At 42.2% G+C, this 16,198-nt stretch carries 14 protein-coding genes; 12 read left to right on the forward strand and 2 right to left on the reverse strand.

What is annotated here, in order from left to right:
- The first annotated feature begins 561 nt into the window (after positions 1–561).
- Positions 562–2,070, forward strand: coding sequence for a hypothetical protein (locus ABDD94_RS14720; protein WP_345952879.1), 1,509 nt, complete (start codon positions 562–564; stop codon positions 2,068–2,070).
- Between the two features lie 738 nt (positions 2,071–2,808).
- Complete coding sequence (locus ABDD94_RS14725; RefSeq protein ID WP_345952880.1) at positions 2,809–4,134, forward strand: PHB depolymerase family esterase; 1,326 nt, start codon at positions 2,809–2,811, stop codon at positions 4,132–4,134.
- A 243-nt stretch (positions 4,135–4,377) separates the two neighbouring features.
- Here the strand turns inward: ABDD94_RS14725 and egtB are convergent, their stop codons facing one another.
- A complete protein-coding gene (gene egtB / locus ABDD94_RS14730) occupies positions 4,378–5,565 on the reverse strand; it encodes an ergothioneine biosynthesis protein EgtB (protein WP_345952881.1) in 1,188 nt (395 codons plus the stop codon).
- Between the two features lie 189 nt (positions 5,566–5,754).
- Entirely contained in the window at positions 5,755–6,306 is a 552-nt protein-coding gene (locus ABDD94_RS14735) for a TetR/AcrR family transcriptional regulator (RefSeq protein ID WP_345952882.1), read from the reverse strand.
- 359 nt (positions 6,307–6,665) lie between these two features.
- Between ABDD94_RS14735 and ABDD94_RS14740 the strand changes: the two genes are divergently transcribed.
- The 10 genes from ABDD94_RS14740 to egtD all read left to right on the forward strand — a co-directional run bounded on the left by ABDD94_RS14740 (position 6,666) and on the right by egtD (position 16,189).
- Positions 6,666–7,520 carry a helix-turn-helix domain-containing protein gene (locus ABDD94_RS14740; RefSeq protein WP_345952883.1) on the forward strand — a complete coding sequence of 285 codons (855 nt, stop codon included), beginning with the start codon at positions 6,666–6,668 and terminating at the stop codon, positions 7,518–7,520.
- A gap of 131 nt (positions 7,521–7,651) precedes the next feature.
- Positions 7,652–8,188 carry a DUF417 family protein gene (locus ABDD94_RS14745; protein ID WP_345952884.1) on the forward strand — a complete coding sequence of 179 codons (537 nt, stop codon included), beginning with the start codon at positions 7,652–7,654 and terminating at the stop codon, positions 8,186–8,188.
- 69 nt (positions 8,189–8,257) lie between these two features.
- Complete coding sequence (locus ABDD94_RS14750) at positions 8,258–8,791, forward strand: carboxymuconolactone decarboxylase family protein (protein WP_345952885.1); 534 nt, start codon at positions 8,258–8,260, stop codon at positions 8,789–8,791.
- Positions 8,792–8,866: 75 nt separating this feature from the next.
- Complete coding sequence (locus ABDD94_RS14755; protein WP_345952886.1) at positions 8,867–9,208, forward strand: hypothetical protein; 342 nt, start codon at positions 8,867–8,869, stop codon at positions 9,206–9,208.
- Between the two features lie 39 nt (positions 9,209–9,247).
- Positions 9,248–10,468: an alpha/beta fold hydrolase gene (locus ABDD94_RS14760; protein WP_345952887.1), complete on the forward strand. Its 1,221-nt coding sequence runs from the start codon at positions 9,248–9,250 to the stop codon at positions 10,466–10,468.
- Positions 10,469–11,299: 831 nt separating this feature from the next.
- A complete protein-coding gene (locus ABDD94_RS14765) occupies positions 11,300–11,839 on the forward strand; it encodes a TetR/AcrR family transcriptional regulator (protein ID WP_345952888.1) in 540 nt (179 codons plus the stop codon).
- A gap of 60 nt (positions 11,840–11,899) precedes the next feature.
- Positions 11,900–12,808 (forward strand): alpha/beta hydrolase, encoded by a 909-nt coding sequence (locus ABDD94_RS14770; protein WP_345952889.1) that lies wholly within the window; start codon positions 11,900–11,902, stop codon positions 12,806–12,808.
- Between the two features lie 17 nt (positions 12,809–12,825).
- The gene (locus tag ABDD94_RS14775; protein WP_345952890.1) at positions 12,826–13,695 is read left to right on the forward strand and encodes an alpha/beta hydrolase; all 870 of its coding nucleotides are present in this window, start codon (positions 12,826–12,828) and stop codon (positions 13,693–13,695) included.
- A 222-nt stretch (positions 13,696–13,917) separates the two neighbouring features.
- Positions 13,918–15,144 (forward strand): MFS transporter, encoded by a 1,227-nt coding sequence (locus ABDD94_RS14780; protein WP_345952891.1) that lies wholly within the window; start codon positions 13,918–13,920, stop codon positions 15,142–15,144.
- A gap of 34 nt (positions 15,145–15,178) precedes the next feature.
- Positions 15,179–16,189: an L-histidine N(alpha)-methyltransferase gene (egtD, locus tag ABDD94_RS14785; protein WP_345952892.1), complete on the forward strand. Its 1,011-nt coding sequence runs from the start codon at positions 15,179–15,181 to the stop codon at positions 16,187–16,189.
- Positions 16,190–16,198 lie beyond the last annotated feature (9 nt).

Genomic DNA, 16,198 nt, shown 5'->3' on the forward strand with positions numbered 1-16,198 from the left:
GATTGCATTATGAGTATGTGCTGTTTTGAAATTTTCAATGAACTTGATTCAAGCGAATTAATGTTTTTTTAAGTTGCAATTAACATTTGTCATTTGTTTTGCTCGCAAATGATAAATAGTTTACTGATGGGGCTGATATAATTATTTTCGTTTTGGCAAGACAGCTGATACTGTAGCGAATAGCTTAGATCAAAACTCTTTATTAGATTATGAAAAAGAAATTTTTGAAATCGGTATTCCTAGGTTGGTTATCAGTGTCCCTATTAAGTTCAGCCTGTATAACGCAAGGAACAAAAATTTCTGCGACTCACTAGGGCGATTTGTATAAAATCATTAACGATCAAGAGGATAAACAATCCTATAAGAATTGCAACACACAAAGCCATCATAACAATAGACCTGGATTAAATTTTTTATAGGGTACATTACTAAGATGACGCGCACCTAGGCTGTTGATGAGGCGGCTAGAAATGAAATAAAATGAATAAAGAAAAGCGCAATTAACTGTCCGAGTACCGTAAGTAAAAATAGCAAAAACAACACTCTGGAAAAATAATCATCATGAAAGCAGGTAAAGTATTCTGTATAACATTATTCCATTTATTCCTAACACATACCCTGAAAGCCCAACAAACGGTGGTTTTTAACGGTGAGAGAAGCACCTGGCATGAGGGTTTCGTTCGTTATGATTTCATTATGGATGATCAAACGTTGGAAATAACTCCTTTTAAAGCTCCTGAAGGCGAGAGGTTTGGCATAACGGATCCGCCTAAAGGCAAACACCGTTGTGTAATAATAGTGCCTGATAAACCTGCCCGGGGAAATCCGTGGTCGTGGCAGGGCTGCTATTGGGATCACCAGCCCCAGGGCGAAGTTGAACTGCTGCATCGTGGCTTTTATATAGCTTATATTTCTGCGAATGCGGCACTCCGCCCTGGCAAAGAATGGGATGCATGGTATAGATTTTTAACTAATCTTGGCTTATCCTCTAAACCCGCCTTCGTTGGTATGAGCCGTGGTGGTGAATTTGAATATACATGGGCCACCAATCACCCGGATAAGGTTTCCTGTATCTATGCCGATAACCCAGCTGCCAATAACGACATATTGATGAAATTGGGCAATTTGGCAAAATATGATGTGCCCTTACTGCATATTTGTGGAAGTTTTGATCCTTTATATCAGATAGCCTCCCTACCAATCGAAAATATTTATTTGCAGTTCGGTGGCCGCATATCGGTAATGGTAAAAGAAGGTTTTGGTCATCATCCGCACAGCTTGCACGACCCGAAAATCATTGCAGACTTTATTGAGCATAGCGTAAACGAGGTTAAGGCGCCTATTCCAGCTTTTGCAGCGGGTGCTTATGGTCGCAGCTGGTTTTATAATACGACATCTGTGACAAAGAACGTTCCTGCTGAAGGAGCTGATATTACTTTTCGCGGGCCATTATTCACAGGTTGTTACGCCAAATACCACGTTCAATTACGTGGCATACAATCATTCGTTACAGTACTTGAGCCCAATAAACCTGCACCTGGTCATCCTTGGGTTTTTAGATCTGACTATGTTAAGCGAGATGCAGCAGTTGATAATGTGCTGTTAGCTAAAGGGTTCTTTATTGTTACCGGTGCTGTGCCTTATGATTATGATGGCCCGGTACTTGAACAATGGAACATCATTTACAAACACTTTATCGGCAATGGATTTTCCACCAAGCCGGTCATTGAAGGATATGGTGGAGCAGCAGGCGAATCAATAGCCTGGGCTACCGAAAACCCTGATAAGGTTGCCTGTATATATGCTGAAAATCCGGTTCTAAAAACCCGATTGATGTCAAAAATACAACCTATTGATAATCTTGGACCATTGGCGAAAGCCAAAGTCCCCTTATTACTTATTTCCGGCAGCTTGGATAACTCCGCAAATAATCAAACGCTACTAGCCCAAAAGCGATACAAACGATTAGGGGGTAATATCACCGTAATCATCAGAAAAGGCCAAGGGCATTACCTGATTCAAGACAATCCAAAACACGCAATTGATTTTATAACAGCTTATGTAAAATAAGCAAGAAAGCGGGTTAAAACCTTTAAACTCTTCGAAGATTAGCAGCCGGTCCGGGTCAGCGTATTTAATAGGAAACGAAGAAATTAGCGAAATGCGAATCAAAGTTGCTAAAATTAAATTTTTGAGAAAGTACGCTAGCGTGTCTTATCTTCTTTCAAAACTTAAAGGTGCACACTGAAAATCAAATCTTTGAATTATTAGGTTATTTCAATATATGATGCGGTCGATGTACCTTTTGCTGTGTTTTGTAATTTTCATGGCCTGCTCCGTGCGGTTCAATGATACCACACTTGCAAGTATTGGATTTCCGTTTACCTTCTTTGAAACGCGACACTTTAAAGCAGAGATGGGTGTGGGAAGCGTCGACTCCTTTTCGGCGGTGAATTTTATCTTAGACTCAGTCATCGTAGTAGGATGCAGTATTTTAGTGCTACAAATCTTTGATGTGATTAAAAGGGTCAACAGATAGTTATCTTATTATGCTATGAAAGGTTAGGCCTGAACTCGGTTAATAGGACATCTGATGATCGTAAATTACTGAAAAGTGCTGCGCTTTACAACAGTGTTTATGATTTACGGATTGAAAGTCAATGTTGCTGAATTCTATCCTATCCATTTGCATTGACAATCGGAAGCGCTATCTCCCCGTTAAGGTTTTTTTAAGATTTTGTTATTAACCGGTCCTATCTTGGCAAAGGTCCAGGAAATTAACTATCCCTTATAAAAATCAATTGCTAAATGAATAGCGAATTTAAATCCGGCATAACCCTAACGCTTTTAATATTCTTAGTGAGTACTTTCGTGATCTCCGCCTATACCCTGAACAGGCAATCCCAGGCAGACGGACAGCTTTATGACTTCGTCATCCCCAAGCAGGGGAACTTGATTGACGATGCGACCTGCTACGCCTGGATTCCGAATGATGTTGGACCTATACGAACGATCATCGTGCACTTACATGGCTGCACGCGGGAGGGTGATGCCGAACAGATGATGCATGATGTCCAATGGCGGCAGCTGGCAAAAAAGTGGCATTCCGCTCTCGTAGCCCCCAAATTCATTTCAGGTGGCAATGCTAAGAATTGTATCAATTGGTATAATCCGGATAACGGCTCTGAGCCGGTTTTCCTGGAAATGCTCAACAGGTTAGCTGACAAGACGGATCACCCAGAAGTCAAATCAGTACCTTGGACGCTATGGGGCCATTCGGGAGGCTCACTCTGGATCACAGCGATGGCGGGAAAATACCCAGGGCGGGTTGCTGTAGCCGTTGCGGAAGCCTGCGGCGTGGATATTTCTCCTATAGCCGCAGCGCGTAAAGTGCCGATGCTTCATCATAACGGTATCAAAGATATCTGTTATAACAATGCGGAGATTGTAGCAAACGGCAGAAAAAGCGGCGCGCTCTGGGCGCATGCTGTCAACCCAGTTGTGGAGTCTGCCATGGATGGACACCAAGTTCATGATTTAAGGTTTTTGGCAATTCCCTGGATAGACGCCTGCTTAAAAATGAGGCTGCCGATTCGTGCGGGAGACAGCACTTTACGGGATATTCCTGCAAAAAATGGTTGGCTGGGCGATACGGCTACAAAAGCGATTGCCCCAGTCAAACATTATATCGGAAACCAGTTTGCCTCGAATTGGTTTCCGACCAGGACACTTGCAGAGAAATGGGCGGAGTATATGGTAAGCGGTACTGTAACCGATCATACACCGCCACCCGCCCCCTTTAATCTTCGGACGACCTCCCTTAAGAACCAGATCGTGCTGTACTGGAATGCTTTTCCCGATCTTGAAAGCGGCATCAAGACATTTATCATCTATAGGAACGGAAAGTATCTTCAAAAGCTCCAATACCGTACCAAGACCAAATATAGCAAGCAAACCGGTTATCAGCGTTGGAACGATGGAGACCAGCCGGCACCGATACCAGCACCGGAAATGACCTTCCGCGACACGAGTATCAAAGCTGGAGGTACTTACCGGTATCAGGTCAGTAATGTGAACTGGTCAGACGTAGAAAGCATGAAAAGCAAGGCAGTTCGAGCAATTGCCGATCGTTAGCCCCTCACGAAACCAGTGCGTCAACCTTTGTTTTACAGATTTGATACATGCAAATCTGAGGACTCAATGCTTTGTAACCGGGAGATTGGACAGTCTGCGCATTAAAGGCAAGTGCTAACCCCTTAATCTGAAATTTTGATGAGCCGTCATTCTACTACAAGTAATCATCAACGACTTAAAATGACTTACCAATGCCGGGCACTCAAGGTCTTCTACTTTTTTGCAGGCCTTATTATTTTGAGATTATTGTGCTAGGCGAATTCCGGTAAACTGCCACCTTTGATGTGTTTGAAAGAAATTACGATATGTACGACGGCTATGGTTTAATGGTGTAGCTTCGGAGGCTCCTCTCAGAACCTGCTGATTGATCATAAATTTACCGTTGTATTCCCCCAAAGTTCCCTCAGCTTTAGTAAAATCCGGGTATGGTAAATAAGCACTAGCGGTCCATTCCCAGCGCTCGCCCCAGGAAAAACGGTTAGCGGCTGTTTCCCATTCGAATTCGGTCGGCAACCTCATCCCTCGCCAGGCAGCATACGCATAGGCTTCATAATAGCTTACATGACAAACAGGCTCACTTTCACGAACCGGCTCTAAACCACGAAATGAGTAATTCATCCATTGTCCTTCAATCAAATGCCAGTACAAAGGCGAATATATCTGATTCGAGTTGACCCACTCCCACCCTTCCGCATGCCAGAATTCGAAGTTTTTATAACCGCCATCGTTAATAAACTGCATAAATTCACCGTTGGTTACGAGCCGATCGCTGATCTCAAACTGCTTCAAGTATACCTTGTGCAAGCCTTTCTCGTTGTCCCAATAAAAGCCCTCCCCTTTATAACCAATCTCATAAATACCTTCGTTGATAGTAATCATACTGGGCGACTCGGTCGTCAAAGCCGGCAAAGGAGCTTCGTCTTTATGGTAAACTGGAAACAGTGGGTTATGTCCGAGGATGTATTTGATATCTGACAGAAGTAATTCCTGGTGCTGTTGTTCGTGATTAAGTCCAGTAATTACCAACTGCAGAAGTTCCGGATGGTTATTGATGTGTTTCAATAAATGATCCATGGCATTGTCCACGTACCTGCGGTACTTATAGACGTCCATCACGGTCGGGCGGCTTAGGTTCCCCCGATCCGTCCGGATAACGCGCTTTCCAATAGCTTCATAATAGCTGTTAAAAACAAAATTGAATTCTGCGTTGAATTCCTGATAAGCCTGAACGTAGGGCTTTAATATGAACGTCTCGAAAAACCATGATGTATGACCGAGGTGCCATTTAGGTGGACTTACATCCGCAATGGGCTGAACGACATAATCTTCTAATTCCAGGTGCTTGCAAATTTCCTCTGTTCTTTGTCGATTGACACGGTAATTCATGCGTATATCGCTAAAGATTTGCGTCGGCTGTGGTTTGATTTCCATCTTGAGTGAGTTTAAGTTCAAAATTGCGATCTCTTTAACATTTAAAGGTAGTACAAGCTATAAAAAAAACAGACTGCTTTGTTTTATTATGGAAAGTTGATGTTGGTACGAATCCATAAGCTGGACCGTTTTAAGTTCTTTTAGCTGCTCAAATAGTTAATCCTCCTTGTTCCAGTTGGCATACCGCATTTAAGAAAGCAATTTTTCGGCTATCTTTTTGGCGCTTTCAACTGGCCATACTTTATGGTGAACTTTGTTGGCTATAAGCGCTCCTTCAAAAAGAATATAAATTTCATCCGCAAGGGACTCCTTTTCGACCGATTCCAGTATACCTGAAAACAATGCCCTGACGCCATTCTTTTGCTTTTGAATTTGTTTCACAACACGTTCGGCGTCCATGGGAACTTCAGAAATCAAGTTTAAAAAGTTACAACCGTTAAAGTCCTTTTCCTGAACAAGCTTAATGAGATAATCAAAAACTGATAAAATTTTCGCTTTGGGATCTTTACCCTTGTCTGCTGCGGTCTTTAAGGCTTCGTCCGTTGCAGCTCCGGATTGAATCAAATATTCCATGAGAATATCTTCCTTAGTACGAAAAGCGGTGTAGAGGGTAGACTTCACGACACCGGATTCTTCTATGATCTGATTGATTCCGGTATTTAAGTATCCTTGTTTATAAAACAGCCGGGAAGCTGTATCAATGATAGTTTGTCGTACAGCATTTTTTCTCTCGTTGCGCATAAGACAAATCTATAAGTTTTGCACACACCGACAAGTCTGTTTTACGTCAAAATTATGAGTATATAACCGGTCCATGATTAAAAATAGATGTGAATTAAGCTCTTCTATTAACCCGGCTTCAACGCAATCGATGCTGCTCTTTTTAGCCAGAAAGATAAACGAATAAGTTGTGAAAAAATAAAAACAAGTCAGTCTGTTTTATTATATTTGTTCAGTATCTCATCCTTTCCAACAGCACTACTTATAACCCATCGAGAATTGATAACAATTTGTTCACGCGCTGATAAAAGGTTTATAAGTGATTGCGTTGAAAAGACACTAAAAAGATACAGATAGATGAACTAATACTTAAAGTTGTAATGATACACCAGTACTTTCATGGACAAACTAATGCCCTATTCCGAATGGTTTCCGGAGAATCAACTTTTGACCGCGATTTTTATGGCAAAGATCAAAAGGAGAAATTATTGACCATTGCCTGGAACCGTGGAGAAGACCAGGCCATCGTTATTGATAACTACTCCTATAACTTCCCCGCTAATACGATCCATTGCTTAATGACCAGCGAAAATTTTTATCTACCAAAAGCTACAGATATCGTTGCGTGGCAATTCAGTCGGGATTTCTATTGCATAGTGGACCATGACAAGGAGGTTAGCTGTGTTGGCTTTATTTTTTACGGTCAGCCAGAAAAGATGTTCATCCGGCTGAGTGAGGATGATTTAGATAGAATGGAAAAGATGCTGGAAATGATTAAGGATGAATTCGAGACAACGCATCAGATTCAGGGTGAAATGATGCAGGTACTCTTAAAACGGTTAATCATTATTGTGACCCGTTTAGCAAAGGATCAATATATAAATAATGACCTGCCCGTTGATAAACTCGACATAATCCGTAAGTATAATTTCCTTGTCGAGACACATTATAAAAAAGAGCACCAGGTCAGTTTCTATGCAGGTCAGCTTTATAAATCACCTAAAACCTTGTCAAACTTATTTGCGCTGTACAATCACAAAACTCCTATACAAATTATTCAGGAAAGACTCGCACAGGAAGCGAAACGCTTGTTTTTTTACACCGATAAAACGGCAAAGGAAATCGCGTACGAATTAGGCTTCGAAGATGCTGGGCATTTCGGTAAATTTTTCAAAAGGCTGACGGGCCAATCGGTGATGGACGTAAAAAAAAAGGCCAACTTATTAGTGCGTTAAAAGATATTTGAGAGGGTATGTGTGATAATCGGGAAATCCAGACCACTTGTCGGGCAGTCCTGTCGTTTTTGCGATGATAGTTTTGATCGACCTTTGAATCATCAAATAATCAAAAACAAAAAACTTAAACAATGAAAACCTCAGAATTACACAACCTTGATTTAAACGATTTAAAAAAAGAAAATATCGCACTTAAGGCCGCCTCATGGGTAAGCCGTCATAACGTTCCTTTCCTCGTCATTACGGCCGGGATGGTCGTTATGCTTTTATGGGCGGGTTCCTACAAAATGACGGTACCGGGAGCCGACGGTATTGTACCACTGGTAGATAACAGTCCCCTGATAAGCTGGCATTTTAAAGTGTTCGGCGTATATCCGGGCTCGGACCTGATCGGTTTAACAGAAGTGGTGGCAGCAATATTGATCATCATCGGTTTGTTTAAACCGCAGGCAGGTATCATTGGAGGGGCTATTGCAGTTGTCATGTTTTTCATAACCAGTACCATGGTTATCACGACGCCCGGAGCTTTGGTCGCTGTAAACGGCATCAACTACATGAGCTTTTTAGGCCTCTTCCTTTTTAAGGACATCATCAATCTTGGAGCATCCTTCTACCTGATTACCAAATTTGGACATAAAGCCGTATTAGCGCAACGCAAGACCAATTAGATTAATGCCTCCCCATCTGGCAGCTTTGTCAAAATAATTAATTTATCAATAACATTAAAAAATAATATCATGAAATCAATTGCAGTTCCAACAAGAGAACAAGTATCAACAGCAAATCAAGCACTATTTGACACCTTGACGAAAAATATAGGGACCGTACCAAATCTGTTCGCAGTCTACGCGCACTCCGAAAATGCCTTAGGTACCTATTTAGTCTTATCCGGCGCTAAGACGTCTCTTAGGCCGAAAGAAAAAGAAGTTGTAAACCTGATTGTCAGCCAGGTAAACGGCTGTGAATATTGTCTGGCGGCACATACAGCCATTTCAAAAATGCAAGGTTTTACAGATGACCAAATTATAGAAATCCGTCGCGGCGAAATCACCTTCGACCCTAAATTAGATGCACTGGTAAAAGTCACCAAAAGTATTGCAGAAAATAAAGGTCATGCTGACCCGCAACTGGTAGAAAACTTCTTTACTGCGGGTTACAATGAAGGATCGCTTATCGATGTAGTTATAGTAGTTGGTGACAAAACCATCACCAATTATATTTTTGCCTTGACTGCAGTGCCCATAGATTTTCCGGCAGCACCCGCGATTTAATGAATATAACATGTAAAGGCCTGTGCGAAATTGTACAGGCCTTATTACTTAAAAAAACTTGTAATAATCCGGACAATGACTCAAGATAACAAGATGATGGACTGGGGACAATACATTAAAGAATCATTTTTTGATGCTTGGGGGAAGAGTACTCCGGTAGACCTGTCGGACTACGCATTTCTTTTCCAGCACCACTTTGATGTGTCAGCAATCGAATCACAAGTAATTAAAATGATTAGCGAAGCAGAAATTCCGGGGACGGCAGAGAGATACCATAGAATTCGTCTCCGCAAATCGATTCAAATTTTTATAGATGTCATTTTAAATATATCCGATGATGGCAAACACATTAACAACAAAAATATTACGCATGCAAAACTGATCTTACAAAAAAGAGAAGATTGCATTTACGCCTGATAAGGAACAAGCAAGTGCAATAAAAATCCACCTCACATCATGGAAAGCCAAAAACTAGAAATTATGAATGATAAGGGTTACAGACTGAACGCTTATCTTGATTTGCCGCCAAATGGACAGCCCGCGCATTATGCAATATTTGCCCATTGCTTCACTTGCAACATAAATCTTAATGCTGTCAGGCACATCAGCACTGCGCTTACAACTCACGGTTTTGGAGTCGTTCGTTTTGACTTCACAGGCCTTGGTAAGAGTGAAGGTACATTTTCAGAAAGTCATTTCTCTGCAAATATCAACGACCTGGTCGCCGTCTCTCAACATCTGAAAAAACATTATGCTGCGCCATCCCTTTTAGTGGGACATTCTTTAGGCGGCGCTGCCGTAATTGCAGCAGCAGCAATGTTACCCGAGGTCAAAGCTGTAGCGACAATTGGCGCACCGGCAGGAGTCGATCATGTAAAAAAACATATCAGTGTCACGAACACCGACGAAACTGGTGGACCGGAGTGGGAGGTCAATATTGGCGGTCGCCCATTTAAGATCACAAAAACATTTCTTGAAGAAATGGAAAATGTTGATCTGAATGATATTCTTTCGCAACTGCATAAGGCAGTGCTTTTCTTACACGCGCCTGGTGATTCCATTGTGGGTATTGAAAATGCTCAAAGTTTATATCACAGCGCAAGGCATCCTAAAAGTTTCGTGTCACTGGATGATGCGGATCATCTGCTGACAAAAAAAGCAGATAGCTTATATGCTGCTGAAATCATTGCTGCCTGGGCTTCCCGTTATATTCCGTTTGAGCCCAATAGAATGCTGGATACAGCAGGAGAACAGTTAGTAGGTCACCTTAATTTGCAGGAACACCGGTTCATGACTGCGCTGCAAACCGTAAGTCATTCATTAATTGCGGATGAACCCATAGAAATTGGAGGCGAAGACCTCGGTCCGTCACCGTACGATTACCTAAGTGCAGCCCTGGCGGCATGTACAACGATGACGATCCGCTTATACGCGGCAAAGAAGGGATGGGATCTCAAAGACATCTATGTTTACACCACCTATGCCCGTAAACACGAGGATGATATGACAAACGGAACGGGTGTGCCTAGCCATTTAGAAACTTTTTCAAAAAAGCTGCGGTTCGTTGGCAATCTGAATGAAGCGCAAAAAGAGCGGCTACGGGAAATTGCAGCCAAATGTCCGGTTCACCAAACCCTAAGTTTGCCGGTTCAAATTGCAACATCATTACTCAGCTAAATAATTTTAACCATCAGTTCCCTGGCCGGAGGGCCAGGGAACTGATGGTGTTGATGCGCAAAACACTTCATCGGGAACTTTAGAGCAATGGTCGGAAATCTCAACGTTTTTTGACCACCTTTTTCGTCGCGTTTTTAATTATTTGTAAGTTCAAACGGAAACCAAACATGTAAAATGTTTCATTAGAGGTTCAGGCTTGCAGGCTACATTGCACCTATCTATGGGGCCCAAGAGATCTTAAACCGGCTTCATAAACAGGCATGATAAAAGGAGGACAGTTAATCACGACTACTGAACCCGAAAATTACCCTCCGGCTATCTGGACGGTATATAAGGAAAGACATGATGCAGAATTTCCGAAACCAAGCCATTCGGCTTGATGCAGCTATGCGTAGACGGTACATCAATGCAGTCGGTTTTTGGAAGAATGCCGCACGCGGTTGTTGTAGATCAACAAAGGGTTATAACTGCTGATACAGATGTAATCATACTCTTTATCAGTGTGTCAATCGCTACCCACAAAATATGTGATTTGAAATTGACCTTTTGTCCGGAGTTAGCAATACCAATGACGTCTTTTACATCTATAATGCAGTGGGAAAAACGGAACTGTATGAAAGCTTCTTTCCATTGTAAATGTTCCATTCCTAATATATGCAGCTGGATTACCTATCAAATATCGTCCTTGAATTTGCCTGATAGTAGTATTCTGCACTTCTTTTTAAAATAATTCAACTGTATATCAACAAGTTATGCCAACAAATCGAAATCGATCTAATTATTATTAAAACAGACTTGTCTGTTTTAATAATAATTGTTTACCTTTGATTTATGAAAAAGAGGTCAGGCAGAGAGGTAATCGTCATTACAGCGGCACGTTTGTTTTACAAACAAGGCTACAGTAACACCGGCATTAATCAGATCATTAAAGAGTCCGGAGTTGTTAAGTCAACCTTTTATCAGATTTTCCGCTCAAAAGAAGACCTGCTGATCGCTTATTTAGAATCTACAGGGGAACAGACTGTAGAGTCGCTCGCCGAAGTAATAAGAAAGCAGGAAACTCCGAAGGCAAAATTGTTAGCGGTTTTCGAATATTTGGAAGATCTGGTCCAAACGGAGGACTTCTATGGCTGCCATTTTCTAAATATGGTTTACGAATTGCCGGAAAATTCTGACAAGATCAGGGAGCAGGTGAAAAAACAAAAGGATAATGTACGCAGGCTGTTTGCCGAAGCATTGGCACCTTTAGAAAATGAAGATCTGGCTGACGAAATTTATACGCTTTTTGAAGGGGCACTAATCGGCCACAAGGTTCATCTGGATACCTGGCCGATAATTTCGGCCAGTAAAATAATTAAAAAGCTTCTTTAATTTGCTACTTTTAAAACAGAGTTGTCTGTTTTATATATAATTTTTATTTACCAAGATCATATGAAAAATAACACAGTAAATTATAGGAATGTAAACATCGACGGAATCAACATTTTCTACCGGGTAGCGGGAGACGTATCAAAAAAACACATCCTGCTATTGAATGGGGTGCCTAATGCGTCCAGCGCCTTCCAGGAACTGATGAATGACCTGAAAGATGATTACTACCTGGTGGCTCCTGATTGCCCGGGTTTTGGTAACAGCGATAGCCCAAGTCCGTCTGTTTATGATTATACCTTTGATAATCTATCAAAAACGATAGAGAAGTTCATAGTTGGAATCGGCCTGGAACACCCCGCGGTGTACGCGTTAGGTTATGGAGGTCCGTTAACCTTCCGGATCGCTACCCGCACACCCGGTTTATTCAGCGATTACATATTGCAAAATTCAAATGCCTATGAAGAAGGACTCGGCCCTGCAATGCGAGATGCAGCGCCGTACCTGGAAGATCGGAATGAAGAAACCACCAGCCTGGTAAAACCTTTATTGACACTGGAGGGCATAAAATTATTTTACCTGCATGGTGCAAAGGATCTCACCCAGATCAACCCAGATCACTATTACAACGCGCTGTATTACCTGAACCGCCCAGGACAGGAGGAAATACAATTAGATCTGCTATATAATTACCGTACGAACATAGCGGAATATCCAAACTGGCAAAAATGGTTAAAAGATACGCAACCCCGTTTATTACTCGTATGGGGTAAAAATGATGCGTTTTTTCCGCTTTCAGCAGCTGAAGCGATCAAGAAAGATGTGCCATCAGCAGCGTTGCATGTGTATGATACCAGCCACCTTGCATTAGAAGAACATCATTCGGAAATAGCAGAAACTATAAAAATCTTTTTAGGAGTTCAAAATCAGAAATCAGTCGAGCAAAGCTGTCTGCTTTCAAAAATTCAATAAAACTAATCCATAACATCATGAAAACACAACCAGTAAAGTATCAGAAAACAAAAGTTGAAGACCTAGAAATTTTTTACCGGGAATCAGGTCCGGCAGAGGCACCCACCGTATTGTTATTACATGGGTTTCCAACATCCTCACATATGTACAGGAACCTCATACCCTTGTTAAGTGAAGAGTACCATGTGATCGCGCCAGATCTTCCTGGCTTTGGTTTTACAGACGCACCAAAAAATACCGACTTTACCTATACTTTTGATAACCTGACTAAATATATACAAGGCTTGATCGACCAATTGGGGTTAAAAAGATTCGCGCTTCAAGTATTTGATTATGGCGCTCCGGTGGGTTATCGCTTAGCAGTCGCCAACCCGGAAAAGATCACCGGCATTATCAGCCAGAACGGGAATGCCTACGTGGAAGGGTTAAGTGAAGGCTGGAACCCTATTCAAAAATACTGGGCGGAACCGACCGAAGAAAACCGGAATAACCTGCGCGGCTTTTGTGATTTTGGAACCACCCAATGGCAGTATTTAAGCGGCGTAAGTGATCCTACCCTTGTTGCACCAGAATCTTACACCTTAGACCAATATTTCCTTGACCGGGAAGGTAATGTGGATATCCAGCTGGACCTTTTTAAAGATTACGCGAGTAACGTAGCATTATATCCAACATTTCATGATTACTTCCGGAAAAATCAACCAGCCTTTTTAGCGGCCTGGGGCGATAAGGATCCGTTTTTCTTACCTCCCGGTGCGGAAGCCTTTAAGCGTGATCTGCCAAATGCAAAAGTAAAGTTCTTTGATACAGGCCATTTCGCGCTGGAAACGCATGTAAATGAGATCGGATCTGAAATATTAGAATTCTTGGCTACACTACCGGCTTAATATATTGACCGACAAAATGTAAAGCAGCCGAAAGGTTGTTTTACATTTTAAGCTTAATAGAAAGAGGAACTGGAGAACAAAAAAGAGTAAGAAAATGGCTTGATCTGCTAGCGATTATTTTCCGGGCGGGGCTTTGTTTGCAAAACCTGAGAAATGTATCGTGTGGACAATCATCATTAAACGGCATTGTAAGGAAAGGGCTCCGGTTAATAAAGTGTAAAAATGAAAGAGCATAAAAGTTTTATCAATAACAATACACGCGCAATAATTGGGATAATCCTCGTGGCGCTGGCATTGAGACCCTCTTTGGTGTCGATAGGGCCTAGTCTTGCCAGTATAAAAGGGTATTTTGGTTTATCCCACGCTTCAGCCGCGCTGTTAATATCAATACCCGACCTGCTCATGGGTGTCCTTGCATTAACGATCCCCTGGCTTGTCAATAAAATGGGAAGGAACCCACTCATTATAGGCTCTTTGGTCGTGATTGCCGTTTCTACTCTTGCAAGGGCTTACAGTAATAATTTAACGACTTTATTACTTACAACGGTAGGTATTGGTACTGGCATTGCTATAGCAGGCGCCTTGTTGAGTGGGTTTGTAAAAGCAAACTTCCCGGCAAAAGCCGCACTCGTGATGGGCATTTATTCAACTTCATTATCCCTTGGCAGTACCCTATCGGCGGTGGCAACCGCGCCTATTCTCAAGTTGACCAATAGCTGGCGTGAAGCGACAGGGATCTGGGCACTTCCTGCATTGTTCGGACTGATTGCATGGCTATTTGTTTACGCTAAAGAAAGTAAACTTCCTGAAATCCCGCGGGATCCGGGATGCTCAAAAATACCATGGAAAAACGGTATGGCATGGCGTATCGCCTTGTTCTTTGCCTGTGTGAATTTCCTATTTTACTCTTTGCTGGCCTGGACGGCAACGCTGTATATCGAACACGGTATGTCCATCAATTCGGCAGGTTACATATTAGGATGTTTTACCTTCTTTTTTATGCTGTCCAGCCCCATATTCGGCGCGCTCAGCAAATCCGTCGACCGGCGCGGCTGGTTAGTGGCTAGTTCTGCAATAGCGCTTTCAGGGTTGTTAATGATCGCATTTAACCCGGGATTTGCGCCCTTTGTGATGATAGCGATTATGGCCTTTGGGCTGGGTGGAACTTTTACGCTAGGCATGACACTTCCTTTGGATAATACCAATCATCCTGACGAAACGAACGCCTGGACCGCATTTGTGCTGACGATCGGATACTTACTAGCAAGCTGCGGCCCGTTGTTACTTGGAAAATTGCGTGACCTGACAGGTGGCTTCCAGGTGCCTATGTTAACTCTCGTTGTTATTGCGACCGCTATGTTACTCCTTGGGTTGACCTTAAAACCTAAGCCGATCAACAATGAAGATGAAGAAAAACTTCTCCAGGAGATTCGGGAGCTCTTGGACTAATACAGCATTATATTGAATTGTCTTTAATAATACAATGGAACCGAATACACTTAATGACATACAGTTAAAACAAGATCAGTTAGTTAAGATAGGAATACCTGAATTTTGCGGGGATATATTAGAGGGTCTAACCTCAACTCAAAAGCGGTTACCATCAAAATACTTTTATGATGACGAAGGTGACGAGCTTTTTCAGAAGATCATGAACTGCGAGGAATATTATCCGTTCAAATGTGAGCTGGAGATATTCACGCAAAAAACCGCTGAGTTAGCCGAGGTAATTATGGCACCAGGTAAAGCATTTGACCTGATCGAACTCGGAGCCGGCGATTGTACCAAATCTGTGCATTTACTACGGTATCTGGCCGATATGGGCGCAAATTTCAAATATGTGCCTATCGATATCTCAAAAAACATCATACAATTTCTAGGTCGTTATTTGCCGGAAGCGGTCCCAGGTTTGGAGGTGAAAGGTATGAACGGGGACTATTTTGATATGTTAGAAAAAGCCGGAGAGCTTTCATCAAACAGGAAAGTGGTCTTATTCTTGGGCTCCAACCTTGGGAATATGCCACCGGGAGAAGCAACGAATTTCTGCCGGGAATTGCGGGGACATTTGAAACCAGGTGATCTTGCAATAATTGGCTTGGACCTTAAAAAGAGCCCTAAAACCGTTTTGGCTGCCTATAACGATAAAGGCGGAATCACCCGTGCCTTTAATCTTAATCTTCTAAAACGGATCAACAGGGAACTCAATGCCGATTTTGACCTTTCATGTTTCGAGCACTATCCTTTTTATGATCCTGAAACCGGTAGTTGCAAAAGTTATCTGATCAGCCTGACCGACCAGCAAGTAACGATGAAAATTGCGACCGGCCCGGTCACCGTCACATTTGCTAAGGATGAACAAATATTTACAGAAATATCTCAAAAATACAGCATTGACGAGGTTAGACAACTGGGAAACCAAGCCTCCTTTAAAACAGTAGCAAGCTTCACAGATCAAAAAAACTGGTTTGTAAATGCGATATGGAAAGCAATTTAAATAACGATC

The organism is Mucilaginibacter sp. PAMB04168 (assembly GCF_039634365.2).
Classification (GTDB): Bacteria; Bacteroidota; Bacteroidia; order Sphingobacteriales; family Sphingobacteriaceae; genus Mucilaginibacter.

Bases quoted from the DNA above. Each gene is read 5' to 3' on its own strand.
- ABDD94_RS14755 (WP_345952886.1), top strand. From the start codon at position 8,867: ATGACTCAAGATAACAAGATGATGGACTGGGGACAATACATTAAAGAA.
- ABDD94_RS14760 (WP_345952887.1), top strand. From the start codon at position 9,248: ATGGAAAGCCAAAAACTAGAAATTATGAATGATAAGGGTTACAGACTG.
- ABDD94_RS14780 (WP_345952891.1), top strand. From the start codon at position 13,918: ATGAAAGAGCATAAAAGTTTTATCAATAACAATACACGCGCAATAATT.
- ABDD94_RS14720 (WP_345952879.1), top strand. From the start codon at position 562: ATGAAAGCAGGTAAAGTATTCTGTATAACATTATTCCATTTATTCCTA.
- ABDD94_RS14750 (WP_345952885.1), top strand. From the start codon at position 8,258: ATGAAATCAATTGCAGTTCCAACAAGAGAACAAGTATCAACAGCAAAT.
- egtD (WP_345952892.1), top strand. From the start codon at position 15,179: ATGGAACCGAATACACTTAATGACATACAGTTAAAACAAGATCAGTTA.
- ABDD94_RS14765 (WP_345952888.1), top strand. From the start codon at position 11,300: ATGAAAAAGAGGTCAGGCAGAGAGGTAATCGTCATTACAGCGGCACGT.
- ABDD94_RS14725 (WP_345952880.1), top strand. From the start codon at position 2,809: ATGAATAGCGAATTTAAATCCGGCATAACCCTAACGCTTTTAATATTC.
- ABDD94_RS14770 (WP_345952889.1), top strand. From the start codon at position 11,900: ATGAAAAATAACACAGTAAATTATAGGAATGTAAACATCGACGGAATC.
- ABDD94_RS14745 (WP_345952884.1), top strand. From the start codon at position 7,652: ATGAAAACCTCAGAATTACACAACCTTGATTTAAACGATTTAAAAAAA.
- ABDD94_RS14735 (WP_345952882.1), bottom strand. From the start codon at position 6,306: ATGCGCAACGAGAGAAAAAATGCTGTACGACAAACTATCATTGATACA.
- ABDD94_RS14740 (WP_345952883.1), top strand. From the start codon at position 6,666: ATGATACACCAGTACTTTCATGGACAAACTAATGCCCTATTCCGAATG.
- ABDD94_RS14775 (WP_345952890.1), top strand. From the start codon at position 12,826: ATGAAAACACAACCAGTAAAGTATCAGAAAACAAAAGTTGAAGACCTA.
- egtB (WP_345952881.1), bottom strand. From the start codon at position 5,565: ATGGAAATCAAACCACAGCCGACGCAAATCTTTAGCGATATACGCATG.